The organism is Nonomuraea sp. B10E15, from assembly GCF_039871615.1.
Taxonomy (GTDB): Bacteria; Actinomycetota; Actinomycetes; order Streptosporangiales; family Streptosporangiaceae; genus Nonomuraea.
On the sequence record NZ_JBDPMB010000001.1, the window covers coordinates 1,086,540 to 1,108,814 of the forward strand.

General features: G+C 72.4%; 21 protein-coding genes. 11 read left to right on the forward strand and 10 right to left on the reverse strand.

The annotated features are described in order from the left end of the window. Positions 1-55 precede the first annotated feature (55 nt). Together ABGB14_RS04955 and ABGB14_RS04960 are read left to right on the forward strand one after the other, a co-directional pair. The gene (locus ABGB14_RS04955) at positions 56-1,789 is read left to right on the forward strand and encodes an ABC-F family ATP-binding cassette domain-containing protein (RefSeq protein WP_347642323.1); all 1,734 of its coding nucleotides are present in this window, start codon (positions 56-58) and stop codon (positions 1,787-1,789) included. Positions 1,790-1,907: 118 nt separating this feature from the next. Further along, positions 1,908-2,870 (forward strand): quinone oxidoreductase, encoded by a 963-nt coding sequence (locus ABGB14_RS04960; RefSeq protein ID WP_347642324.1) that lies wholly within the window; start codon positions 1,908-1,910, stop codon positions 2,868-2,870. Positions 2,871-2,879: 9 nt separating this feature from the next. Here ABGB14_RS04960 and ABGB14_RS04965 read toward each other — a convergent pair whose 3' ends face one another. Together ABGB14_RS04965 and ABGB14_RS04970 are read right to left on the reverse strand one after the other, a co-directional pair. After that, the gene (locus ABGB14_RS04965) at positions 2,880-3,488 is read right to left on the reverse strand and encodes a helix-turn-helix domain-containing protein (RefSeq protein ID WP_347642325.1); all 609 of its coding nucleotides are present in this window, start codon (positions 3,486-3,488) and stop codon (positions 2,880-2,882) included. Between the two features lie 64 nt (positions 3,489-3,552). Then, positions 3,553-3,768, reverse strand: a complete 216-nt coding sequence (locus ABGB14_RS04970) for a hypothetical protein (protein WP_347642326.1) — start codon at positions 3,766-3,768, stop codon at positions 3,553-3,555. Positions 3,769-4,144: 376 nt separating this feature from the next. On the opposite strand from ABGB14_RS04970, the gene ABGB14_RS04975 reads away from it, so the two are divergent. The 3 genes from ABGB14_RS04975 to ABGB14_RS04985 all read left to right on the forward strand — a co-directional run bounded on the left by ABGB14_RS04975 (position 4,145) and on the right by ABGB14_RS04985 (position 6,844). Continuing rightward, positions 4,145-4,759: an urea carboxylase-associated family protein gene (locus ABGB14_RS04975; protein WP_347642327.1), complete on the forward strand. Its 615-nt coding sequence runs from the start codon at positions 4,145-4,147 to the stop codon at positions 4,757-4,759. 1 nt (position 4,760) lies between these two features. Then, the gene (locus ABGB14_RS04980; RefSeq protein WP_347642328.1) at positions 4,761-5,888 is read left to right on the forward strand and encodes an NADH:flavin oxidoreductase; all 1,128 of its coding nucleotides are present in this window, start codon (positions 4,761-4,763) and stop codon (positions 5,886-5,888) included. Positions 5,889-6,010: 122 nt separating this feature from the next. Then, positions 6,011-6,844, forward strand: a complete 834-nt coding sequence (locus ABGB14_RS04985; protein ID WP_347642329.1) for a polysaccharide deacetylase — start codon at positions 6,011-6,013, stop codon at positions 6,842-6,844. A 2-nt stretch (positions 6,845-6,846) separates the two neighbouring features. On the opposite strand, the gene ABGB14_RS04990 is transcribed toward ABGB14_RS04985, so the two are convergent. The 6 genes from ABGB14_RS04990 to ABGB14_RS05015 form a co-directional block, all read right to left on the reverse strand. Continuing rightward, a complete protein-coding gene (locus ABGB14_RS04990) occupies positions 6,847-8,406 on the reverse strand; it encodes a PucR family transcriptional regulator ligand-binding domain-containing protein (protein WP_347642330.1) in 1,560 nt (519 codons plus the stop codon). Positions 8,407-8,436: 30 nt separating this feature from the next. Beyond that, on the reverse strand, positions 8,437-9,447 hold the full coding sequence (locus tag ABGB14_RS04995) for a hypothetical protein (RefSeq protein ID WP_347642331.1): 1,011 nt from the start codon (positions 9,445-9,447) through the stop codon (positions 8,437-8,439). 47 nt (positions 9,448-9,494) lie between these two features. Next, complete coding sequence (locus ABGB14_RS05000; protein ID WP_347642332.1) at positions 9,495-10,088, reverse strand: response regulator transcription factor; 594 nt, start codon at positions 10,086-10,088, stop codon at positions 9,495-9,497. After that, positions 10,085-11,167, reverse strand: a complete 1,083-nt coding sequence (locus ABGB14_RS05005) for a sensor histidine kinase (RefSeq protein WP_347642333.1) — start codon at positions 11,165-11,167, stop codon at positions 10,085-10,087. The genes ABGB14_RS05000 and ABGB14_RS05005 overlap by 4 nt, the downstream gene beginning before the upstream one ends. Positions 11,168-11,264: 97 nt before the next feature. After that, a complete protein-coding gene (locus ABGB14_RS05010) occupies positions 11,265-13,427 on the reverse strand; it encodes a DUF6351 family protein (RefSeq protein ID WP_347642334.1) in 2,163 nt (720 codons plus the stop codon). Between the two features lie 58 nt (positions 13,428-13,485). Further along, positions 13,486-14,499, reverse strand: a complete 1,014-nt coding sequence (locus ABGB14_RS05015; protein ID WP_347642335.1) for an alcohol dehydrogenase catalytic domain-containing protein — start codon at positions 14,497-14,499, stop codon at positions 13,486-13,488. Positions 14,500-14,891: 392 nt separating this feature from the next. Between ABGB14_RS05015 and ABGB14_RS05020 the strand changes: the two genes are divergently transcribed. Further along, a complete protein-coding gene (locus ABGB14_RS05020) occupies positions 14,892-15,386 on the forward strand; it encodes a pyridoxamine 5'-phosphate oxidase family protein (protein WP_347642336.1) in 495 nt (164 codons plus the stop codon). A 57-nt stretch (positions 15,387-15,443) separates the two neighbouring features. Next, the gene (locus ABGB14_RS05025) at positions 15,444-16,421 is read left to right on the forward strand and encodes a hypothetical protein (RefSeq protein WP_347642337.1); all 978 of its coding nucleotides are present in this window, start codon (positions 15,444-15,446) and stop codon (positions 16,419-16,421) included. Between the two features lie 29 nt (positions 16,422-16,450). Here the strand turns inward: ABGB14_RS05025 and ABGB14_RS05030 are convergent, their stop codons facing one another. Continuing rightward, positions 16,451-16,900: a pyridoxamine 5'-phosphate oxidase family protein gene (locus tag ABGB14_RS05030; RefSeq protein WP_347642338.1), complete on the reverse strand. Its 450-nt coding sequence runs from the start codon at positions 16,898-16,900 to the stop codon at positions 16,451-16,453. A 157-nt stretch (positions 16,901-17,057) separates the two neighbouring features. Here ABGB14_RS05030 and ABGB14_RS05035 point away from each other — a divergent pair, with 157 nt between their 5' ends. Together ABGB14_RS05035 and ABGB14_RS05040 are read left to right on the forward strand one after the other, a co-directional pair. Then, entirely contained in the window at positions 17,058-17,900 is an 843-nt protein-coding gene (locus tag ABGB14_RS05035; protein WP_347642339.1) for a universal stress protein, read from the forward strand. A gap of 63 nt (positions 17,901-17,963) precedes the next feature. After that, complete coding sequence (locus tag ABGB14_RS05040; protein ID WP_347642340.1) at positions 17,964-19,658, forward strand: GAF domain-containing protein; 1,695 nt, start codon at positions 17,964-17,966, stop codon at positions 19,656-19,658. A gap of 72 nt (positions 19,659-19,730) precedes the next feature. Here the strand turns inward: ABGB14_RS05040 and ABGB14_RS05045 are convergent, their stop codons facing one another. Continuing rightward, complete coding sequence (locus tag ABGB14_RS05045; protein ID WP_347642341.1) at positions 19,731-20,372, reverse strand: response regulator transcription factor; 642 nt, start codon at positions 20,370-20,372, stop codon at positions 19,731-19,733. 179 nt (positions 20,373-20,551) lie between these two features. On the opposite strand from ABGB14_RS05045, the gene ABGB14_RS05050 reads away from it, so the two are divergent. Further along, the gene (locus ABGB14_RS05050) at positions 20,552-21,079 is read left to right on the forward strand and encodes a hypothetical protein (protein WP_347642342.1); all 528 of its coding nucleotides are present in this window, start codon (positions 20,552-20,554) and stop codon (positions 21,077-21,079) included. 170 nt (positions 21,080-21,249) lie between these two features. Continuing rightward, the gene (locus ABGB14_RS05055; protein WP_347642343.1) at positions 21,250-22,089 is read left to right on the forward strand and encodes a universal stress protein; all 840 of its coding nucleotides are present in this window, start codon (positions 21,250-21,252) and stop codon (positions 22,087-22,089) included. Positions 22,090-22,275: the final 186 nt, after the last annotated feature.

Genomic DNA, 22,275 nt, shown 5'->3' on the forward strand with positions numbered 1-22,275 from the left:
CCTTCCGCCGGGCGGCTTTCGGCGCGCCCCGCGTTCTCCTCCGAGGTCCTTCTCCATGTCCGACGCGTTCATCATCGTCTCCAACCTGTCCTTCTCCTGGCCCGACGACACCCCCGTCTTCACCGGCCTGTCCTTCACCGTGGCCGCCGGCCGTACGGGCCTGGTCGCACCGAACGGCGCGGGCAAGAGCACGCTGCTCAAGCTGATCGCCGGCGAACACCGCCCCCAGGGCGGCGGCGTGTCCGTCGAGGGCGTGCTCGGATACCTGCCGCAGACCCTGACCATCTCGGCGCCCGTTTCTGCGCCCGTTTCTGCGCCCGTTTCTGGGCCTGTTTCTGCGCCTGTTTCTGCGCCTGTTTCTGCGCCTGTTTCTGCGCTTGTTTCTGGGCCCGCCTCGGGCGACCTGACCGTGGCCGAGGTGCTCGGCATCGCCCCCGTCATCGCCGCGCTGGACGCCATCGAGTCGGGCGACGCGAGCGAGGAGCACTTCGCCACCATCGGCAACGACTGGGACATCGAGGAGCGCACCCGGGCCCAGCTCGACCGGCTCGGCCTCGGGGGCCTCGCGTTCGACCGGTCCCTGCGAACGCTGAGCGGCGGCCAGGTGGTGTCGCTCGGCCTGGCCGCGCAGTTCCTCAGGCGGCCGGACGTCCTGCTGCTGGACGAGCCCACGAACAACCTCGACCTCGATGCGCGCCGCAGGCTCTACGACGTGCTGGGGGAGTGGAACGGCTGCCTGCTCGTGGTCAGCCACGACCGGGCCCTGCTCGACCGCATGGACCGCATCGCCGAGCTGGACCAGGGCGAGGTCCGCTTCTACGGGGGGAACTTCACGGCGTACGAAGAGGCCGTGCGCACGCAGCAGGAGGCCGCCGAGCGGACCGTGCGCAGTGCCGAGCAGGAGCTGAAGCGCGAGAAGCGGGAGATGCAGCAGGCCCGCGAGCGGGCCGACCGCCGGGCGAGCAACGCCGCCCGCAACCTCAAGAACGCCGGCCTGCCGAGGATCTTCGCGGGGAACATGAAGCGCGGCGCCCAGGAGTCGGCCGGGCGGTCCGGCCAGACCCACCTCGCCCGCGTCAGCGACGCCAGGGCCCGGCTCGAGGAGGCGGGCCGTGCCGTGCGCGACGACCAGCGGATCGCGCTGCAGCTACCCGGGACCAACGTGCCCGCTGGGCGTACGGTCTTCCTCGGCCAACGCCTGCAGGCGCGCGGCCTGTTCGCCGAGCCCGGCGTCGACCTGGAGATCCGCGGGCCCGAGCGCATCGCGCTGATCGGTCCGAACGGCGCGGGCAAGTCCACGTTGCTGCGCATGATCAGCGGTGAGCTGGAGCCGGACGGCGGCACCATCAGGCGGGCCGGCGGCCGGGTCGCCTACCTGTCGCAGCGGCTCGACCTGCTCGACGTCGAGCGCACCGTGGCCGAGAACCTGTCAGCGTTCGCCCCCGGCATGCAGGAGTCCGGACGGATGAACCTGCTCGCCCGTTTCCTGTTCCGGGGCTCGCGGGCCCACCTGCCCGTCGGGGTGCTCTCGGGCGGCGAACGCCTGCGCGCCACGCTGGCCTGCGTGTTGTGCGCGGATGAGGCTCCCCAGCTCCTGCTGCTGGACGAGCCCACGAACAACCTCGACCTGGTCAGCGTCGGCCAGCTGGAGAGCGCGCTCGGCGCGTACGAGGGGGCCTTCGTGGTGGTCAGCCACGACGAGCGGTTCCTCGCGGAGATCAACGTCGGCCGCTGGCTGGAGCTGTCCGGCGGCCGGCTGGTGGAGCGCGGCGGCCCCGCCGGCGAGTGACGGTCGCCCCGCGGTTTTCTGGACTTGCTGGTCCATTTTTCGCTCATTACCTTGTGACCGTCCCGGGATGCGGCGCCGGACGGCGTGCCGCAGGGCGACGAGAGACGAGGGGTTTACCATGCGTGCGATCCGTGTCAGCGAGTACGGCGGTCCCGAGGTCATGAGCTGGGCCGAGCTGCCCGATCCAGAACCCCGGCCGGGAGAGGTGCTCGTCCGGCTGGGCGTCGCCGGGGTGAACTACATGGACGTCGGCGTCCGGACGGGCCCGGCTCCAGGCTGGACCCTTCCCGCGATCGTGGGAGTCGAGGGCATGGGGTACGTCGCCGCCCTCGGCGACGGCGTGCAGGGCTTCACCGCCGGTGACAGGGTCGCCTGGTACTACCACCGGGGCAGCTACGCGGAGCGGCTCGCGATCCCGGCGGAGTCGCTGGTGCGTGTCCCGGAGAACGTGGACGACGAGACGGCGGCGGCGGTGATGATGCAGGGTCTCACCGCGAACCACCTCACCACCGAGACCTACCCGATCAGGCCGGGTGACACGGCGGTGGTGCACGCCGCCGCCGGGGGAGTGGGGCTCGTCCTGACCCAGCTGATCAAGGCGAGGGGCGGCTCCGTCATCGGGCTGGTCTCGCGGGAGGAGAAGGTGCCGGTCGCGAAGGAGGCCGGGGCCGACCACGTCATCGTCTCCAGCGGCGGCGGCTTCGAGGAACGGGTGCGGGACCTGACCGGCGGGGAGGGCGCGCACGTGGTGTACGACGGAGGCGGAGCGCCGACGTTCCGGTCGTCGTTGGCGGCCCTGCGCCGGCACGGTGTGCACGCCTTCTACGGCCCGTTCATGGGCGTCCCCACGCTCACCCCGGCGGAACTGCCCAACAGCGTCCTGCTGTCCTATCCCCTCGTCCGCGATCACGTGCCCACCCCGACGGCGCTGCTCACGCGTACGGCCGAGGTGTTCGGCTTCGTCGGCGACGGACGGCTCAGGCCGGTCGTCGGAGGGCGTTACGCCCTCGCGGACGCGGCGCGGGCGCACGCGGACCTCGAATCCCGCCGTACGGTCGGGAAGCTGCTGCTCCTGCCGTGAACCGAGAGGTCATCCGGCCAGGGGTGCCGCCGCCCGCAACCGTGCGATCCACCAGTCGAGCGCGGTGCGCAGATGGGCGGACTCCCCGGTGGACAGCATGATCGACACGCCGCCCTGGATGGCGGCGAGCAGCGCGGCGGCGCTCTCGTCGACGTCGACGGACGCGGACAGCAGGCCGTTACGCTGCAACGCCATGATTCCGCCGGCCAGGCTCTGCTGCCAGCGTCTCATCAGCTCGCCGACGATCGCCCGCGAGCCCGGCGTGTTACGCCCGACCTGCAGGAACAGCGTATAGAGCGGGCACTGGTCGCCCTGCGACTCGTAACGCTCCACGAGGGCGTCGCGCCAGCGGTACCAGGCCTCCCAGGTGTCGAGGCAGGCCAGGTGGGGCTGCTGATCCCTCAGCACCTGATCCGCCTCGTACTGCGCCACCGCGAGCAACAAGGCGTCCTTGCCCTCGGGAAAGTAGTGGAAGAGCTGGCTCTTGCTCGTGCCGGTCCGCGACCGTACGTCGTCCAGGGTGACGTCGGTGACGCCCTTGTCCCGGACGACCTCGGCGGCGCCTTCGACGATGCGCGCCCGGGTGGCCTGCCCTTTCGGTGTCAGCACACGTTGCATGGCCTCGCTCCCCACCCGCCGGATCCGGCTCCACTGTAGTGCGCCCGGGCCGGGCGGTGCCCGGTCAGGGGCTCGTCTGTCCGCGGTCGAATGCCCCCGTATGGTTCATGATCGATGTCACCAGGGTGGCCGTCGCGATGAACGTGCCTCCGCTCCACACAAGCGCTCCGGCCATCAGGACGTCGTTCTCCCTCGCGACGATGAGTGCGATGAGTGCTATCACCAGCGAAAGCAGCAGGTCGATGGCCAGGCAGAGCGCGATACGTGTGGTTACGCTCATTTCTTCTCATTTCGGTCAAATGAATCGTGAATGGATAACCGTACTTCTGGGTGCTCTCGTCCGTCGTGGTCCCAAATTATGGCGGTTGGGGAGCTCGGACGCACGTGCTAATGCATGTGCAGATACGGATTTTCCTCCGAGGGATGAGGATCTTCTCCTGTCAGGGATGGATGGCGCGTGATTTGTGTACTTATAGGGTGATTTCTCATGGACGTCACGACCGGTGACTACCGTAGGTAGGTGCACGTGCAAGGACGGCGGCGCGGGCGAGCGTCGCCTCTGGTGAGCACCCGTGGTGGAGGTTCGTCCATCGGCGGTGCTGGACGTGGTGGGAATCTCCATGGTGTGGGCGGGTGGCGGCTGGTTGTGTGGGGCCATGCGAGTCATCGTGCCCGCCGCCGAAGGGCGGGCGGTAAAGGTCGGCGCCGGCCAGCGCGTACGCGTCACCGACCTCGAAGGAGGTCAGGTGGGCGACCTGTTCGCGTTCGCCGCCGACGACCCGGCCGAGCAGCTCAGCGCGTCTCACACGCGGGCCGCCACCAGCCGCCTGTTCCCGGCGGTGGGCGAGCAGTTCGTGACCGATCGGCGCAGGCCGATTCTCACCCTGGTGGGCGACACCTCGCCGGGCTGTCACGACATGCTCATCGCGGCCTGCGACCCGGAGCGCTACCGGGCCCTCGGCGTGACCGGATTCCATGCCTCGTGCGCGGACAACCTGCGCCGGAGCCTGGCCTCGCTGGGCCTGGCGACTCCGCGCACCCCGCAGCCGGTCAACCTGTTCATGAGGATCCCGGTGTCGGGCGACGGCCGGCTGAGCTGGCTGAGCGCGATCAGCCGCCCGGGTGACGCGATCACGTTCGAGGCGGCCGTGGACTGCGTCCTCGCCGTCTCGGCCTGCCCCCAGGACCTGGTGGAGATCAACGGTCACCGGCCGACGCCGCTGGCGATCGATCTCCTCAGCGACCACGAACACCAGCCAAGGAGCGAGTGAAATGAAGGACGTCCAGCACCCCGCCCTGCGTCCCGAGACCATCGGCGAGCTGAGCCTCGCCAACCGGCTGGCGGTCTCGCCCATGACCAGGGTGTCGGCCGCCTCCGACGGCACGCCGACGGAGGAGATGGCCGACTATTACGCGGCGTTCGCCCGCGGCGGGTTCGCCCTCGTCGTGACCGAGGGGACCTACACCGACACCTGGTACAGCCAGGGATACTTCAACCAGCCCGGCATGGTCAGCGACGGCCACGAGGCCGGCTGGCGGGAGATCGCGGGCAGGGTGCGCGCCGCCGGTGCGGCCATCGTGCTCCAGCTGATGCACGCGGGCGCGCTGTCGCAGGGCAACCGCTACCGTGAGGACACGATGGCGCCGTCGGCGGTGCCGCCGCGCGGTGAGAAGATGCCCGAGTACGGCGGTCACGGGCCCTGGTCCACGCCCCGCGCGATGCGCCAGGACGACATCGACCTGGCGGTGCGGGGTTTCGTGGCCTCAGCGGTCCGCGCCGAGCGGGCCGGCTTCGACGGAGTCGAGGTGCACGGCGCCAACGGATACCTGATCGACCAGTTCCTGACCGACTACACCAACACCCGTGACGACCGATACGGTGGCGCGGTCTCCCGCCGGGTACGACTGGCGGCGGAGATCGTCTCCGCCATCCGGGAGGAGGTCGGCCCGCGCTTCTGCGTGGGCATCCGGTTGTCCCAGGGCAAGGTCAACGACCACACCCACCGATGGGCGGGCGGAGCCAGGGACGCGGAGATCATCTTCGCGGCGCTCGCCGAGGCGGGCGCGAGCTACCTGCACATCGCCAGCGAAGGACGCGACTGGGTGGAGACGGCGACCCTGGACGGGGGAATGACGATCACGGGCCTGGCCAGGAAGGTCACCGGGCTGCCGGTGCTGGCGAACGGCGGCATGCACGACGCCGACCAGGCGGCCACGGTGCTGGCGGACGGCCACGCCGACGTGCTGGCCCTGGGCCGGGGCGCGCTCGCCAACCCGGACTTCCCGCGGCGCCTGGCTCAGGGGCTGCCCATGGCGGACTTCGACCACCACATGCTCCAGCCGATGGCGACGCTGAACAACGCCAGGCTGTGGCGTCCCGCGGCCGGGGTGACGGTTTGAGCGCGGCCCCGGGGTCCGGTGGCCGGGGTGACGGCGCGGCCCCGGGATCCGGTGTCCAGGGCGATCGTCCGGGCGCGGACTCGGGGCCCGGTGGTCCGGGCTGGCGTGCGGGGTTCGCCGCGGTGGTCACGCTGACCTTCGACGTGGACGCCGAGACGCCCGTGCTGGCGCGGGGCCGCCGGTACGCCGGCCACGCGAGCACGATGTCCCATCAGGCGTACGGGCCCGAGGTCGGCCTGCCGCGCATCCTGGACCTCCTCGACGAGGTGTCCGTGCCGGCCACGTTCTTCGTGCCCGGCTGGGTGGCCGAGCACCGCCCGTGGCTGGCGCCGTCGATCGCCGGGCGGGGCCATGAGGTGGCGCACCACTCCTACAGCCATCGCCCGCCCACGTCGATGACGGCCGGCGAGGAGCGCGCCGACTTCGAGCGGGCGCTGGCCGTCTTCGACCGCCAGGGCATCGAGATCAGGGGGCACCGGGCCGCCCTGTGGGAGGCGTCCTGGCAGACCGGCGACCTGGTCGCGGAGCACGGGCTGCACTACGACTCCTCCCTCATGGGGGACGACCGGCCGTACAAGGTGGGGACGCCGGCGGGCGAGATCGTCGAGTTGCCCGTCCACTGGTCGCTCGACGACTGGGAGCAGTACGCGTTCCTGCCGGCTCCGCACGTCGGCTCGGTCATCGAGTCCCCGGCGAAGGTGCTGGAGGTGTGGCGGGCCGAGCTGGACGGGATGCGCCACTACGGCGGCCTGTTCAACCTGTGCGTGCATCCGTTCCTGTCCGGACGGCCGGGGCGGGCCCTGGCGCTGCGGCGCTTCCTGGAGTACGCGCGAAGCTGCGCCGACGTGTCGTTCGCCCGCTGCCGCGACGTCGCCGAGTCGGCCGCCGCGGACGCCGGGCTGGCCGTGCGCCGCCACCGGCCGCCCGAGGTCTCGCCGGACGTCTACCCGGACTGAGCTCAGTCCATCGCGTCGATGGTCAGAGCCAGGAACAGGTCGACCCGGTCCTCGGTGCGTCCCACGTCCCTGCCGGTGAGCTCGGTGATCTTGGCCAGGCGGTTGCGCAGGGTGTTGACGTGGACATGCAGCGCCGTGGCCGTCGCCGCCCACTGCCCGTCGTGATCGAGGAACGTGCGCAGCGTCAGCTCCAGGTCGCCGCCCCGCCGGGCGTCGTGGTCCTTCAGCGGTCCGAGGAGCCCGGCGGAGAACCGGCGGGACGTCTCCGCGTCGAGCAGCCCGAGGAGCAGCCGGTGCGTGCCCAGCTCGGAGAAGGCGCGCACGCGGGGGCCGGTGCGGGCGCGCAGGAGCACGCGGCAGGCCTCCCTGGACTGCAGGAGGGCGGGCCGCAGCTCGGCTGCCTGCGAGGCGATGCCGCCCAGCCCCGCGACCGGGCGCAGGCCGGGGAAGCGCCGCTCGACGCCGCGCACCAGGCGCTGCGCGAACGGCGGCAGCCCGTGTTCCGGATGGCGCCACGGCAGTACGGCGACGACGTCCTGCGTGCCGCCGGCGACCACCACCGGCACACCCTCGGCGGCGAAGAACTCCCCGATCGCCTCGGCGAGCCCGTGCATCGTCGCGGTCTCGTGCTGGGCGAACGCCACGGCGCACACGGCCAGCGGGCCGCCCGGGTCCACGCCGAAGGCGCGCAGCCTGCCGGGCACCTCGGCCGCCCGGCTGCCCCCTGACAGGACCATCTCCAGGAGCTCGCTGGCGAAGCGCATCTCGATCGCCTGGACGGCCTGCTGCTTGGCGACCTCCAGGCTCAGGAACCTGGCCGCCTGCTCGAGCCCCTCCCGCTCGGCCGAGGTGAGCCGGCGCAGGGGTCGCAGGCAGATGAGGGCGGCGTCGATGTCGCCGACGGCGCCTACGGGGAAGAGCGCGGCACGCCCCGCGTCCCCCAGCTCCACCTCCAGAGCCGGCGGGCGTTTGGCCAGCCCCGTGGCGACCGCGTGCAGCTGGTCCGCGTCGAGGTCGGCGCCGACCGCCGCGAGCGAGCGGGCCATCCTGTCGACCACGGCGAGGGGCAGGTCGTAGTCACGCCGCATGACGTCGAGCACCCCGTAGGCGCCGGCTCCCCGGGAGATGGCCGTGGCCAGCGCGTCGCCCCGGCGTACCATGCCGACCAGCGCCTGCTTCCGCTCGTCGGCCAGCATGTCGGCGACGGCCTGGGAGACCGCCGTGAACGGCACCTCGATGGAGATCTCCAGCAGCGGCAGCTCCTCCTCCCGGCAGGCCTCGACCAGGTCCGGGGGAGTGGCGGGCAGCTCGGCGCGCAGGCCGAAGACGATGCCGCTGCCCCTGGCGCCCTTGACGCTCCTGACGAACCGCGCGGGTGACACCCGGTCGAGCCACAGGCCGTTCGTCAGCACCAGTTCCCGCTCGCGCACGTAGGGGGACGGGTCGGGCAGCTCGGTGTTGTGCACCCAGGCGACCGGCTCGTCCATCGCGTCCGGCCTGCCCGTGACCAGCACGGTGAGGTGGAGGGACGAACGAGCCACCAGCGAACGAAGGGTGAACACGGTGTGACTATATCCAGGGGAACAAGGCGTTCATGGAGATCCCTCCATGGACGCGGGAGCTCCCTCCCGGCCCGGCCGCGGTGCTCGCAGCCGGGCCGCGGCCACGGCGAGCAGCGCGACGGCGGCCAGCGCGAAGACGGTGTTCCCCGCCAGGTCGATCGCCGGTTCCACGGGTACGGCGGGCGGTTGCGGAAAGCCGTGCCAGGCGTAGGTGAGCACGCCGCCGGCCGCCAGCGCGAACGTCTGGACGGGGCCCCACCCGTGCCGCCCGGACCAGCGGGTCACCAGGGTGCAGACCGTGGCGTACACGGCGAGGTTGACGGCCACGACGGGCCACGCGCCGAGCGTGTCGAGAGCCAGGGCCGCCAGCCAGAACACCGCCCCGGCCGCCAGGGAGAAGCCGAGGACCGGCCACGGCCCGGGAGCCCGCCCCTGAGCCAGGACCTGAGCCCCGACGGCCCGGCCGCGGCGGCGCAGGGCGAGGAGGACCAGCAGCCCGGCCAGGACGACGACGGCGGCGGCCTGCGCGATGGAGGGTTCGTACGCGGCCGGGTCGAACAGCGCGGCGGCCACCGCCCCGCAGACGAACAGGAGCCCGGCGGTCACCAGCCCGGGAAGGCGGAGCCACGGCTCCGTCGCCCTGGCCGGCACGTAAGACTCCATGATCGCGATGGGGACGCAGATGCTGCCCACGGCGTGCACGCCGCCCAGCACGAAGCTCACCCACCAGGCGCTCACCTCCAGGCCGGGGATCCACGCGTACGAGACGAGGTCCATCCCGGCGTAGCCGGGGTCGAAGAGGGAACGGGTGGCCAGGCCCTCCTCGACGAGACCGTAGGCGATGGCGAGCAGGACGATGCCCGGCCAGCCGGCGCCCCGGCGCCTGGCCAGCTCACGGACGAGCAGCGCGCCGCCCCCGTACAGCGGGGCCAGCGTGATCAGCGCGACCAGCATGGTGACGGGCAGGTTGCCCAGCAGGAACTCGCCGATCAGCGGCGACAGCAAGAAGAGCCCGAGCGCGGGCGCGATACGTCTTCCCATGCCTCCCAGCCTCGCCAGGCCAGGGGTGCGGCCGGTAGTGACATTCGTCAGAGCCAGCCCTTGGACTCGGCGGCGCGCGCCGCCTCGGCCCGGTTGCGGGCGCCGAGCTTGCCGATGGCCGACGACAGATAGTTGCGTACGGTCCCGTCGGACAGGTAGAGGCGGCGGGCGATGTCGGCGATCGTGCCGCCCTCGTTGGCGGCGCGCAGCACGTCGCGCTCGCGGCTGGTGAGCGGATTCGTGCCGGCGGAGAGGCTGGCGGCGGAGAGCTTGCGGTCGAACACCCTCTCGCCGGCGTGCACCCGACGGACGGCGTCGGCCAGCTCCCCGGCCCTGGCGTCCTTGACCACGTAGCCGGCGACACCGGCGTCCATGGCCCGCCTCAGGTAGCCGGGGCGGCCGAAGGTGGTCAGGATGATCACGCGTACGCCGGTGAGCTCGGCCGCCGCGGTGAGACCGTCGCGGCCCGGCATCTCGATGTCGAGCAGCACGACGTCCGGGCGGAGCCGGGCGACGGCGTCCGCGACCTCGTCGCCCCGGCCGACCTGGCCGGCGACCTCGATGTCGGGCTCCAGGCCGAGCAGCGCCGCCAGCGCCTCGCGTACGAGGTGCTGGTCGTCGGCCAGCAGGATGCGGATCACGGCACGTCCGCCACGGGCAGCCGGGCGGTCAGCAGGAAACCGCCGCCCTCGGCGGCCGAGCCGTGCAACGTGCCGCCCGCCACGTGGATGCGCTCGGCGAGGCCGCGCAGCCCGTTGCCGCCGGCGTCCGCGGCCGCGGCGGGCCCGCGGCCGTCGTCGAGCACCTCCGCGTACGCCTGCCCGCCCTCGACGCCGAGGCGGATGCGGCAGCGGCGGGCGCCGCTGTGCCGGACGACGTTCGTCGTGGCCTCCCGGACCACCCAGGCCAGAACGGGTTCGGCGTCGGCGGGGAGCGGGTCCGCCGCCACCTCCAGCCGCACGCCCGCGGTGCCGAGCGCGCGGCGCGCGCCGTCGAGCTCTTCGGGCAGCGACAGCTCCCGGTAACCCGCGATCGCCTCGCGCACTTCCGACAACGCCTGCCGGGAGAGCTCTTCGACGTCCCGCATCTCGGCTCCGGCCCGTTCCGGGTCGGCGACGGCGAGCCTGCCCGCGAGCTGGCTCTTCACCGTCATCACGGCCAGGCTGTGTCCGAGCAGGTCGTGCATGTCGCGGGCGAAGCGCAGGCGCTCGTTGTCCACGGCCAGCCGCTCGACCTCGACGTTCGCCTCGCTCAGCGCCCTGTTCGCGGCGTTCAGCTGGAGGAAGGCGTGCATGGCGGCGGCGAACACGACGGTCTGCAGCGGCATCCACCAGTAGTCGGCCAGCGACCTGCCGAGCAGCGGAAGGGCGAGCGCGACGGCCCCGACGACCGCCCCGGTCACCGCCGGGAGGGCCCGCGCGGGCAGCGCCGTGGCCGCGGCGGTGATGAGGAAGTACGACGTCGCGAACACCCACATCTCACCGAGAAGGGGCGCCACCGCGGCCGCGACCAGGTAGAGCAGGATCAGGGCGTACGGGGTGGCGTTGCGGTGCGGGCGCTCCAGCGCGGTCCACACGACCCGCAGGTAGAGGAGCACGAAGCACGCCACGCCCGCGAACATCAGCCCGGCCATGACGCCCGAAGGGGCGGACGCCAGGAACGCGGGCACCGGCCACACCAGGACGACGAGATAGACGGAGGTCCACAGGCGGCCCTTCATGCGTTCCACTCTAGCCAGCGACCATTCCCGCCGAACCCTGACGAATGTCACATGTCAGCGCGGCGGCCGGAGCGCCGGCCGCCGCGCCGGACTCACGTCAGCGCTTGCCGAACGACTGCCAGGTACCCGCGAGGCCCTGCTGCCCGGCCCCGGGCGCGCTCCAGTCGCAGGTCCCGCCGGGGAAGATCTTCCGCAGCCGGTCGAGCTGGGGCTTCGTCAGGGGCGTCCCGTACTCGGCGGGATCGATCGGCCGCAGCCGGCACTTGACGATGTCGTTCGCCATCGTGCCGCCCGCGACGAGCCGCGGCGAGGTCCACACCGGGTACAGCGTGTTGCAGGTGGTCGTGCCGTTGCCCGCGACCTGGGGTTCGGTGATCTTCCGGGGTTCGGGGTCACGGGTCCAGCAGGCGTCCGTGAGCTCGCGCGGCTTGTTCCGCACCACCCTGTCGGCAGGGCGGCCGGGGCCGTGATCGGCGGCGATCGCGGTGAGCCACCGGTCCATCTGCGTCAGCGCGTCCAGGAGGACGGGGCTGTTGAGCGAGAACCCGCCGTACCGGTTGTCCTCGACGAGCATGACCTGGTTGTCGAACGTGCCGTTCGCCTTCAGCAGCCGCTCCCGGGTCGAGAACGACTGGAACCGCATGTGGATGTCCCCGCCCGGCGCGTCGTCGGTGTAGGCGCGGTAGTCGATCATCGGCATGCGCGCCAGGCCGGCGCCCGCGTTGAGCAGCCGCCCGCTCCGGTACGCCGCGCGCGTCGCGGCCAGGTCGGCCCGCGTCCGCTCCGGCACGTGGTTCGCGTCGGCGTCGAAGCCGCCGATCCGCTCATTGAGGTCCAGGAACTGCTCGACCGTGATCGCCTTGTCCCGCAGGGCGCCCAGCCCGTACTGGATGCCGGTGTTGTCCAGCGGCCGCCGGGCGAACCCGGTCCGCGGGTCGCGGCCGTAGACGTTCACGGTGTGGTCGTACACGTCGCACCGGGCGCCGGTCGGGTTGCTCTCCGGGTGGTAGCGCAACGGCGCGGGCAGCTGGCCGGGGCAGAAGATCCGCGGGTCGATCCGGCCGCCGCCCCGGCCGAGGTTCGCGATGCTCTCCCAGCGCCCGAAGCCGGAGACCGCCTGCTGCTGCTCCCGGCTGAAGGCGTCGGGCGCGACCTCGCGGAAGTAGTGGTCGAGCAGGCGCGCGTCGGTGATCGTGTTGACCGTGCCGAAGCCGACCTCGGGGAAGCTGCATCCCGAGACGATGCCGTCGAGCAGGCCGGGATAGTTGTCGCCGATCTGGTGCGTCTGGTAAGACCCGCCCGAGCAGCCCCAGCCGATCGTGAACGCCGGGGCGCCGTACGCCTCGACGAAGCGTTCCTTGACCATGCTCGTCGTCTCGGCGGCCAGGAGATCGTTGCAGTTGTTGCCGAAGACGTTGAGCGAGGACGACGCCACGGCATACCCCTGGCGCAACATCCTGTCGTCCATCACGTGGCCGGTGTTGCGGCCCTGGACGTACCATCCGCTGGAGCAGCCGCCGCCGAAGGTGTAGATCAGCCGGCCGTTCCAGCCGGGCGAGCGCCGCCACGGATCCGGCTCATCGGCGGCGGGATCGGCCAGCATCGACATCTCGTAGACGGCCCGGTTGACGGTGCCGGTCTCCACCCGCACGATGTACGGCACCCGGCGGCCCTCGCTCGTCGTCGTCCAGGCGAGGTCGGCCGGACGGGGCTGGCCCGCGGGCAGCGGTGCGAACTTCCCGGCCGTGGTGCGGTACACGTGGTCGACCCGGGTGGCGATCGAGCAGTCCTCGTCCGCCGGCGGGCCGAGCTTGCTTCCGGTCACCGTCGTGAACTCGGCCGTGTCGCAGATGAACGGCTGCTCGTGCGGCCCCGAGAACACCGGTCCCGTCACCGGGTGGTCGTCGAGAACGATCCGCGCCGGCCGGACGCCGCGCGCCGACGCGGTGAGAACGTTGCGCCCGGCCCGCAGGTCCGTCACCAGCCCTTCCAGCGCCCTGCCGCCGTCGACGGGCCGGAAGCTCGAGGTCACGTCCGTCCCGTCGCGTGTCACCCGTACCTTCTGGGCGGATCCGTCCGGGACGTCGAGCCGGACCAGGGCGTTACCGGCTGAGACGACCTGCGGCCGCGACGAGAGCACGGTGAAGCGCAGGCCGTCGCCCCCTTCGGGGGTCGTGGCGGCCACCGGGCCCGAGGCGAGGGTCACTGCGACGACCCCGGCGGCCGACAGGGAAGATAAACGACGCGCAAACGATCTCATATGGGCTTTTTACGCCATAAACGATCTCCACGCCAGGGACCGTCCAGCCGCGGCCGGTTCAGCGCCGTGGGTCGATGTGTATCTTTGGGCCGGGGCCTGCGCCGGGAGGACGGTGGCCGGCGAGGACTCCGGCGGTCTCGGCGAGGCCGACCGTGGCCGCCACGAGCGGGCGGGCGTCCACCGAGCCGCGGGCGTAGGCGGCGATGGCTCCCTCCAGCCCGGCTGAGCCGCCCAGGATGCCGACGGCGGTGACGTCCTTGAGCACCAGCTCGCGGCTGTCGATCGTGGACGGGGCGCCGGCCAGCCCGATGCAGACCACGCGCCGCGCGGGTTCGACCAGCCGCGCCGCGAGGCCGGGCGACCCGGCCGCGTTGGAGGCGTCGACGACGGCGTCCCAGCGCAGCGACGGAAGCGAGGGGCGGGTCCAGGCGTTGGCGAAGCCGAGCCGCCGGGCCGGAGACAGGGCCTCCTCGTCGCGGCCCATCAGGTGAACGTCGACTCCCTCAGCGCGCGCGAACAACGCCACGAGCAGGCCGATCGTGCCCGTGCCCAGGACCAGCAGCCGCTCGCCCGAGCCGAGCTCGGCGGCGCGGACGGCCCGTAGCGCGTTGCCTCCCGGCTCGACGAGCGCGCCGAGCGTGGGATCCACGGTGTCCGGCAGGGGATGCAGGGCCGTGACGGGGACCGCGAGCCGTTCGGCCAGCGCGCCCGGGCGGCCCCGGCTGATGCCGATCTCGGCCGAGTCGGCGCAGACGTGGTGGCGGCCGCCGCGGCAGCGTTCGCAACGTCCGCAACCGAGCATGGTGTCGCCCGTGACGCGGCGGCCGAGCCAGTCGCCGTCCACGCCCTGCCCGGCCGCGGCGACGCGCCCGCACCACTCGTGGCCGGGGCGTAGCGGATACCAGGACCGGCCGCTGCGCAGGTAGCTCATCCCGCCGGTGAACAGCTCGACGTCCGTCCCGCACACGCCGACCCGCTCGACGTCCACGATCACTTCCCCGGGTGCCGCGGCCGGCGGCTCGACCTCGTGGACGTCGGCCTGGCCCGGGCCGGTCAGCACCAGCGCGCGCACCGGCGTGGCCTCCCACCCGATGTCCGAGCTTTCATGCCGCCTCAGGAGAGAGCGCCTGGTGCCAGCGGGCGGTGCCCCGGTAGTGCCCGGACCGCTCGACCACAGCGGTCGTCGTGGACATGTCATCCCCTTTCTGGTAGCGATATTCTAGAATCTGGACTCATATCCGCGCAGCAGCCGCCCCGCGCCTCGCGCTCGCCCCTGGTGTCCGCCTGCCGCGCCGTGCTCACGTAGGTCCACGGAAGCCAGGACCGTGGCGGCGGCGCTTCACGCCTACCGCCGCCTTGATCACCGGTCGCTGGCCGGCCGTTGGATGACACACAAGGAGCTTTCCCGCGGAAAGGGACTTTGGTCCCTGTTCTCCGCCGCGGCCGGGGCGGCAGGGTGGTGGGGTGACGTACCACTCCGGCGAACGGCTCGACGGCGCGAGCGCTCGGCGCCTGCGGGAACTGCCCGAGGGCGAGGCGATGCGCCTGCTGGCGGGCGTGCCGTTCGGCCGGATCGTCTTCACCCGCCACGCCCTGCCCGCGGTCCGGCCGGTGAACCACCTCGTGGTGGACGGGCGGATCGTCATCCGGTCCAACCCGGGCACGATCGTGAGCACCCATGTGGCGCCCGCGCAGGCCGTGGTGGCCTTCGAAGCCGACGAGCTGGACGGGCACGAGCGCCTGGGCTGGAGCGTGATCGTCACCGGGGTGGCGCGCCTCGTGACCGATCCCCGGGAGGCCACCCGGCTCAAGGCCATGCTGCTCCCGTGGGTGGCGGGCGAGATGGACCAGGTGATCCGCATCGAGCCGGAGATCGTCACGGGGTTCATGCTGGTTCCCGCCGCGGCTCTCGCGGACCGGAGGGCCGACGGCCCTCCAGGCCGGGACCTTCGGCCCTGACCGGGCACCCCTCCCGCGTGATGCGCTGAGCCTGACCCCCCTATGGAGGTGAGAGTCATGGCCATCCCTTCGGCGAAGCGGGTGCTTGACGCCGCGGTGGAGGCGGCGCGCTGGGCACCGTCCGTGCACAACACGCAACCTTGGACCTTCTCGGTGTCGGAGGAGACGATCAGCCTGCGGGCCGACCCGGACAGGAGACTGCGCGTCAGCGACACCACGGGCCGCGAGGTGCTGATCAGCTGCGGGGCTGCCCTGTTCACGATGCGTACGGTGCTGCGCCACGAAGGTTTCGAGCCCGTCGTACGCGTCCTGCCGGACCCGGACCGCCCGTCGTTGCTCGCCACGCTCCGGCCGGGCGCCGGGATCCAGCCCGACGAGTCCACCGCGGTGCTGGCCGGCGAGATCCGGCACCGCCGTACCCACCGGGCGGGCTTCGCCGACGTGCCGGTGCCCGACAGGCTCATCGACCGGCTGAGCGCGGCGGCACTGAGCGAAGGGGCCAAGCTGACGCCCGTCCGCGCCCCGGAGGCGGTCGACGTGCTCGCCGCGCTCACCCAGGCCGCCCAGGGCGTCCAGGCGCAGGACCGGCGCTTCAGCCTCGAGGTGATCCGCTGGGCCAGGCCACCCGGCAGCAGCCGCACCGACGGGGTGCCCGCGGACGGCTACCCCCGCGCGGCGGCGCCGACCGGGCCGCGCTTCCCCCAGCGGGACTACGCCTGGCGGCATGACTGGGGCTACGACGCCGACCCGCGCGGCGCGGCGGCCGTCGGAGTCGTGGCGCTGCTCACCACGCGGGGTGACGGCCGCCAGGAGTGGATCGCCGCGGGGCAGGCGCTGCAGCACGTTCTGCTGCGTGCTTCGGCGTACGGCGTCAGCGCCGCCTTCCACACCCAGGCGTTGGAGATGGGCCTGCTGCGCGAGTTCATGAGGCAGGGGCTCTGCTCGGGCGAGCACCCGCAGATGCTCATGAGGTTGGGCGTCACCTTCGACGAGAAGGGCTCGGTGCGCCGTCCCCTGTCCGAGGTCGTGTGGTGAGGGCCGAGCGGGGCTGACCCCGGGGATCCTCAGAGGCCGTGGATGCGGCGGCCGGTGACCTGGTGCGGGACGACGCGGATGTACAGGTGGCGCTCGCCGCCCGCCCACGGGGTGATGTCGGCATCCGGCGTCTCGTCGTGCGGCACATGGTGGGCCGGACCCTGGATGAGGACGCTCCAGCCCTCCCGCCGGGCCACGTCGATCTGGTCCACCTGGAAACCGATCTTGATGTCGACGCCCTCCAGGCCCGTGCGCAGGTCCTGGTCCATCGGCCCGCCGTAGGAGGTGCGGAAGACGATGGCGCCGTCGTGGACCGTGTAGTTGACAGGCAGCACCGTCGGCCCCTGCGAGCCGGTGAACGCCACGCGGCCGATGCCGCCGGGCGCCACCAGCCGCAGGCACTCCTCGCGATCGAGCACTTCCGGTGGGGATCCGGCCGTACCCGTGCGCGACGTCCCGAAGTCGCCACTGCTTGTCATGCGGGTGTCTCCCTTCCGGTGGTGGTCACGACGATGACGCTACCCACGTGCCCTCGCGGCAGACAGGGTCCTTCGGCCCGGGGAAAGCCGACCTCCGGCCCTGCACCCTGCCGGGGCGGGCGGGTTCCGATGGAGGTGCGACGAAGGAGGACACGTCATGATCATCGTGGGAGTGGACGGCTCCGTGGCCGCACGAGCCGCCGTGGAATGGGCGGCGGGCGACGCCTTCCGCATGGGGGTGCCGCTCCGGATCGTGTACGCGGTCGACCGCAGCCCGTACCAGATCGGCAAATATGCGAGCATCGGCCTGCCCGATCTGCTGCTGCGCGAAGGGTTGACGATCCTGCGCGAGGCGGAGGAGCTCGTTCACGAGCGCCGGCCCACCGTCGAGGTGACCATCCGGCACGTCGAGGGCAGGCCCGCCGCGGTCCTGCGCGAGCAGGCCGCAGGCGCCACCGAGGTCGTGGTGGGCAGCCGCGGTCTCGGCGGATTCGCCGGCGCCCTGGTGGGCTCGGTCGGCACGCACGTGGCCGGGCACGCCCACTGCCCCGTCGTGGTCGTGCGCGGCGGGAACCGCCCGGTGCACGGGGAGGTCGTCGTGGGCGTGGACGACACACCCGAATGCGAGCCCGCGCTCGCCTACGCCTTCCAGCAGGCGGAACTGCGGGGAGCCGCCCTGCGCACGGTGCACGCCTGGCAGCTCCCGGTGCACGTCTACGCGCCGGAGCTCGTCTACGACATGGACGAGATCCGTACGGCGCAGCACCAGGTCGTGCGCGTCCGGCTGGCAGCCTTCGCCGAGAGCCATCCGCACGTGAAGACCATCGAGGACGTTCCCTCCGCGCATCCCGTGGACGCGCTCACCGACGCCTCCGAACGAGCGGACCTGCTGGTGGTGGGCTCGCACGGACGCGGCGCACTGAGCGCGATGTTGCTCGGCTCGGTCAGCAGGGGCGTCCTGCACCACGCCCGATGCCCGGTGGCGGTCGTCCGCGCCTGACCTCGCCGCCCAGCCCGTGGCCCGCGGTGGGCGACGTGCCGTCCAGGTGCGAAACTGAGCGGTATGTCGGAGAGCGAGCAGCATCCGCTGCTCCCCCAGATGCGGCTCGACGAGTTGCTGGCCGAGCTGCAGACGAGGCTGAACGCCGTGCTGGCCACGCGCGATCGGGTGCACGCCCTCCTGGAGGCGGTCGTGTCCGTGGGCAGCGACCTGGACCTGGAGACCGTGCTGCGGCGGATCGTGGAGACCGCGACCAGGCTGGTCGACGCCGGCTACGGAGCGCTGGGGGTGATCGGGGAGGAACGCACGCTCATCCAGTTCATCCCGGTGGGACTGAGCGAGGAGGAGATCGCGAGGATCGAGCACTGGCCGCACGGGCTCGGCCTGCTCGGTCTGCTGATCAAGGACGCGCGGCCGCTGCGGCTCGGCCGCATCTCGGACCACCCGGAGTCGTACGGCTTCCCGCCGGGCCATCCGCCGATGGGCACGTTCCTCGGAGTGCCGGTACGCGTGCGGGACGAGGTGTTCGGCAACCTCTACCTGACCGAGAAGCGCGGCGGCGGCGAGTTCGACGAGGAGGACGAGGCCGTCGTCGTCGCGCTGGCGGCCGCCGCGGGCGTCGCGGTGGAGAACGCCCGCCTGTACGAGGAGTCGCGCAGGCGCGAGACCTGGCTGCAGGCGTCCACGGAGATCACCACGAGCCTGCTGTCCGGCGTCGGCTCCCGCGAGGTGCTCACCACCATGGCGGCGCGCGCCCGCCGGATGTGCGACGCGGACCTGGTCCAGCTCCTGCTTCCCGAGCCGTCCGGCCAGGCACTGACCGTGGACGTGGCGGAGGGCGAGGGAGCGGACGAGTCGCTGGCGATGAGATTCGAGGTCGGCGCGACGCTGGCCGGCGAGGCTTTCACCCGGGGCGAGCCGAGGTCCGATCCGGATCTGGCCGCCTACCCCGACTCGCCGCTGCGACGGCCGGGATACGGGCCCGGCCTCGCGGTGCCGCTGGGGACGCCGCCGCGGGTGCGAGGCGTCCTCATGCTGGCCAAGCGGAGCGGACGGCTGCCGTTCAGCAGGGCCGACCAGCAGATGGTCGAGTCGTTCGCGGGCCAGGCGGCGCTCGCGCTGGAGCTGGCCGAGGCCCGCCAGGACGCCGAACGGCTCGGCCTGCTGGAAGACCGGGACCGCATCGCCAAGGACCTCCACGACGTGGTCATCCAGCGGCTGTTCGCGACCGCGATGACGCTGATGAGCACCGTCCGGCTGGTGGAACGGCCGGAGGCGGCCAAGCGGCTGCAGCACGCGATCGACGAGCTGGACGAGACGATCCGGCAGATCCGCTCGTCCATCTTCGCCCTGCAGACTCCGCGCGAGGAGGCGGCTCCGAGCCTGCGTGCGCGGATCGTCGACCTGGTGGAGGGAGCGAGCGGCCACCTGGGTTTCATGCCGGGGCTGCGCATGGAGGGCCAGATCGACGTCCTGGTGCCCGATGCCGTGGCCGAGCACCTGCTCGCCGTGCTCCGCGAAGCCCTGTCCAACGTCGTGCGCCATTCCCACGCCACCCGCGCGGAGGTCTCAGTCGAAACCTCCAAGGGCCGGCTCGCCCTCGTGGTCACCGACAACGGCGTCGGCCTGGGAGACAGCGCTCGCCGCAGCGGCCTGCGCAACATCGGCGAACGGGCCGGCCGCCTGGGCGGGACCGCGGAGCTGGAAGCTCCGGACGACGGCGGCACCAGGCTGCGCTGGCACGTCCCCCTCCCTTGACGCGTGCCGGGCCGGCGCCCAGTGAGGCAACGCAGTGAGGCAACCAGTGAGGTGCTGAGCACGGCGCCAGGCTCATTCGCGCTTGCCGGCCCGCAGCCGGGCCGACAACGCGGCCGCCTGGGTGCGGCGCTGCATGTTGAGCTTGGACAGCAGGTTGGACACGTAGTTCTTGACCGTCTTCTCGGCCAGGAACAGCCGCTCGCCGATCTGCCGGTTGGTCAGCCCTTCGCCGATGAGGTCGAGGATGTGGCGTTCCTGTTCGGTCAGTTCGGCCAGCGGGTCCTTCCTGGCGGCCTGCTCGCGTAGCCGTTGCAACATCGCCGCGGTGGTCTGCGGGTCGAGCAGGGACTGCCCGGAGGCGACCGTGCGGACCGCGCCGACCAGGTCGGAGCCGTGGATCTGCTTGAGCACGTAGCCGGAGGCGCCGGCCATCACCGCGTCGAACAGAGCGTCGTCGTCGGCGAACGAGGTGAGCATCAGGCAGGCCAGCCCGGGCAACTGCGAGCGGACCTCCCGGCACACGTCGACGCCGTTGCCGTCGGGCAGGCGCACATCCAGCACCGCCACGTCCGGCCGGAGCGCGGGAATGCGGGCGGTGGCCGACTCGGCGGTTCCTGCCTCGCCGACGACCTCGATGTCGTCCTCGGACTCCAGCAGGGCGGCCACCCCGCGTCGTACGACCTCGTGGTCGTCAAGGAGGAACACACGAATCATGCCTCCGACACTAGTCAAAGACGCGGGACCGCCCAAGCTTCACGTCAACCCGCCTGCCGGGGCCACGGCGGGACGAAGGTCCTTCGTCCCCGGGTCCTACGGCACTGCTTCGCGAGGGCCGCCAACGGTGTGATGGAGGTGCGACAGGGACGACGAGTCAGCACCGAAAGGGGACCGCCATGGCCGCCGCCGACACCAGGCCCATCGGGGAGACGGGCGCCACCACCGCCGCACGCCGGCCGGTCGACCACGTCTGGGCGATCGCCCGGATCTCGATCGGCTGGATCTTCCTCTGGGCGTTTCTGGACAAGACCTTCGGCTGGGGGTTAGCCACCCCGGCCGGACGCGCCTGGATCGCGGGCGGCAGCCCCACGACCGGCTTCCTCAAGGGCACCGGCGACCACGCGCTCGGCGGCTTCTTCTCGATCCTCGCCGGACAGGCGTGGGTGGACTGGCTGTTCATGGCCGGCCTGCTCGGAGTCGGCCTGGCGCTCGTCCTGGGCGCCGGCACCCGCATCGCCGCCGGCGCGGGCAGCCTCATGCTCGTGCTGATGTGGGCGGCGGAGCTGCCCCTGGCCACCAACCCCTTCATGGACGACCACATCGTCTACTCGATCGTCCTCGTCGGCCTCGCCCTCGCCGACGCGGGCACCACGCTCGGACTCGGCAACCTGCCGATCATCCGGCGCAACCCCTACCTGAAGTAGGGCGAACGCCCGCGCGCCACCTCCGGCGACCGGAGGTGGGCGCCGGTCCGTGCACCGGGTGCGCCGCGGGCGGCCGGTGAGGACCAATGGCCCTGCTGGTCGGGGACCTCGTGCTCCTGCGCCGGGCGCCGGCGCCGCGCGAGGCTGGAGGAAAGCGGAGGAGGTGCGTGATGGCCGGACACATCGTGGCAGGCGTGGACGGGTCCGTACCGGCGAGGGCGGCCGTGGAATGGGCCGCCGCCGACGCCCAGCGCAGAGGGCTGGGCCTGCGGATCGTGCACGTGTGCGAGCAGTGGCGCTACGGGGATGAGGGGACGAAGTACTGTGCCGGGACGCTGGCCGCGGCCGCCGACCGGGCACGGGGCCTGACGCGCGACGTCGAGGTCACCACGGAACTGCTGCCCGGCAACGTGATCGACACCCTGATCGGTGAGTCGGTGTCCGCGGACAGCGTGGTGCTGGGCAGCCGGGGACTCGGGGGGTTCGCCGGGCTCGTGCTCGGCTCGGTCGGCCTGGGGGTCGCCGGGCACGCCACCGGACCGCTCGTGCTCGTCCGCGGGCCGTCCGTCGTGCAGTACGGGCGGGTGGTCGTCGGGGACGACGGCTCCGACGACTCCGAGGCCGCCATGAAGTACGCCGTCGACCAGGCCCGCGTCCGCGGCCTGCCGCTGCACGTCGTGTTCGCCTGGCAGATCCCGATCGCCCCGCCGCTGGTGGCCGGATACGGCATGCTCATCGAGAGCAGCCGCGAGGAGGACATCCGCAGGGCGGCCGAGCGCGTGGCGCCCTGGCAGGAGAAGAACCCGGACGTCGCGATCGTCGGCGAGCAGGTGGTCGGCCATCCGGCCGACGTCCTGATCCGGGCGGGCGGGACGGCGGATCTGCTGGTGGTGGGCTCGCGCGGCCGGGGCGGCTTCGCCTCCGCGGTGCTCGGCTCGGTCAGCCACGCGGTGCTGCACCACGTGACCTGCCCGGTGGCCGTGGTACGCCCCCGGACGCGCCAGGCGTGAGCCGCCGGTGGCGGTTGCCGCCCGGCGGTCATCAGGTCCGTTGCGGCGCATGAGGCGTCCGCGGCCTGGTCGACGGCCCGGCGAGTCTCGCAGAGAGTAACGAAAGGCTGCCTATAGTGTCGATCGCCGGCACCTCCACCATGCCGGAGGTCTTCGTCACGGACCGGACCCAGCTGTCGGCGGTGG

Excerpts from the sequence above, each read along its gene's own strand:
- ABGB14_RS05045 (WP_347642341.1), bottom strand. The coding sequence starts at position 20,372 with ATGATTCGTGTGTTCCTCCTTGACGACCACGAGGTCGTACGACGCGGG.
- ABGB14_RS05035 (WP_347642339.1), top strand. The coding sequence starts at position 17,058 with ATGATCATCGTGGGAGTGGACGGCTCCGTGGCCGCACGAGCCGCCGTG.
- ABGB14_RS04975 (WP_347642327.1), top strand. The coding sequence starts at position 4,145 with ATGCGAGTCATCGTGCCCGCCGCCGAAGGGCGGGCGGTAAAGGTCGGC.
- ABGB14_RS05055 (WP_347642343.1), top strand. The coding sequence starts at position 21,250 with ATGGCCGGACACATCGTGGCAGGCGTGGACGGGTCCGTACCGGCGAGG.
- ABGB14_RS04960 (WP_347642324.1), top strand. The coding sequence starts at position 1,908 with ATGCGTGCGATCCGTGTCAGCGAGTACGGCGGTCCCGAGGTCATGAGC.
- ABGB14_RS05050 (WP_347642342.1), top strand. The coding sequence starts at position 20,552 with ATGGCCGCCGCCGACACCAGGCCCATCGGGGAGACGGGCGCCACCACC.
- ABGB14_RS05040 (WP_347642340.1), top strand. The coding sequence starts at position 17,964 with ATGTCGGAGAGCGAGCAGCATCCGCTGCTCCCCCAGATGCGGCTCGAC.
- ABGB14_RS05030 (WP_347642338.1), bottom strand. The coding sequence starts at position 16,900 with ATGACAAGCAGTGGCGACTTCGGGACGTCGCGCACGGGTACGGCCGGA.
- ABGB14_RS05005 (WP_347642333.1), bottom strand. The coding sequence starts at position 11,167 with ATGAAGGGCCGCCTGTGGACCTCCGTCTATCTCGTCGTCCTGGTGTGG.
- ABGB14_RS04955 (WP_347642323.1), top strand. The coding sequence starts at position 56 with ATGTCCGACGCGTTCATCATCGTCTCCAACCTGTCCTTCTCCTGGCCC.
- ABGB14_RS04995 (WP_347642331.1), bottom strand. The coding sequence starts at position 9,447 with ATGGGAAGACGTATCGCGCCCGCGCTCGGGCTCTTCTTGCTGTCGCCG.
- ABGB14_RS05010 (WP_347642334.1), bottom strand. The coding sequence starts at position 13,427 with ATGAGATCGTTTGCGCGTCGTTTATCTTCCCTGTCGGCCGCCGGGGTC.
- ABGB14_RS05025 (WP_347642337.1), top strand. The coding sequence starts at position 15,444 with ATGGCCATCCCTTCGGCGAAGCGGGTGCTTGACGCCGCGGTGGAGGCG.
- ABGB14_RS04980 (WP_347642328.1), top strand. The coding sequence starts at position 4,761 with ATGAAGGACGTCCAGCACCCCGCCCTGCGTCCCGAGACCATCGGCGAG.
- ABGB14_RS04965 (WP_347642325.1), bottom strand. The coding sequence starts at position 3,488 with ATGCAACGTGTGCTGACACCGAAAGGGCAGGCCACCCGGGCGCGCATC.
- ABGB14_RS04970 (WP_347642326.1), bottom strand. The coding sequence starts at position 3,768 with ATGAGCGTAACCACACGTATCGCGCTCTGCCTGGCCATCGACCTGCTG.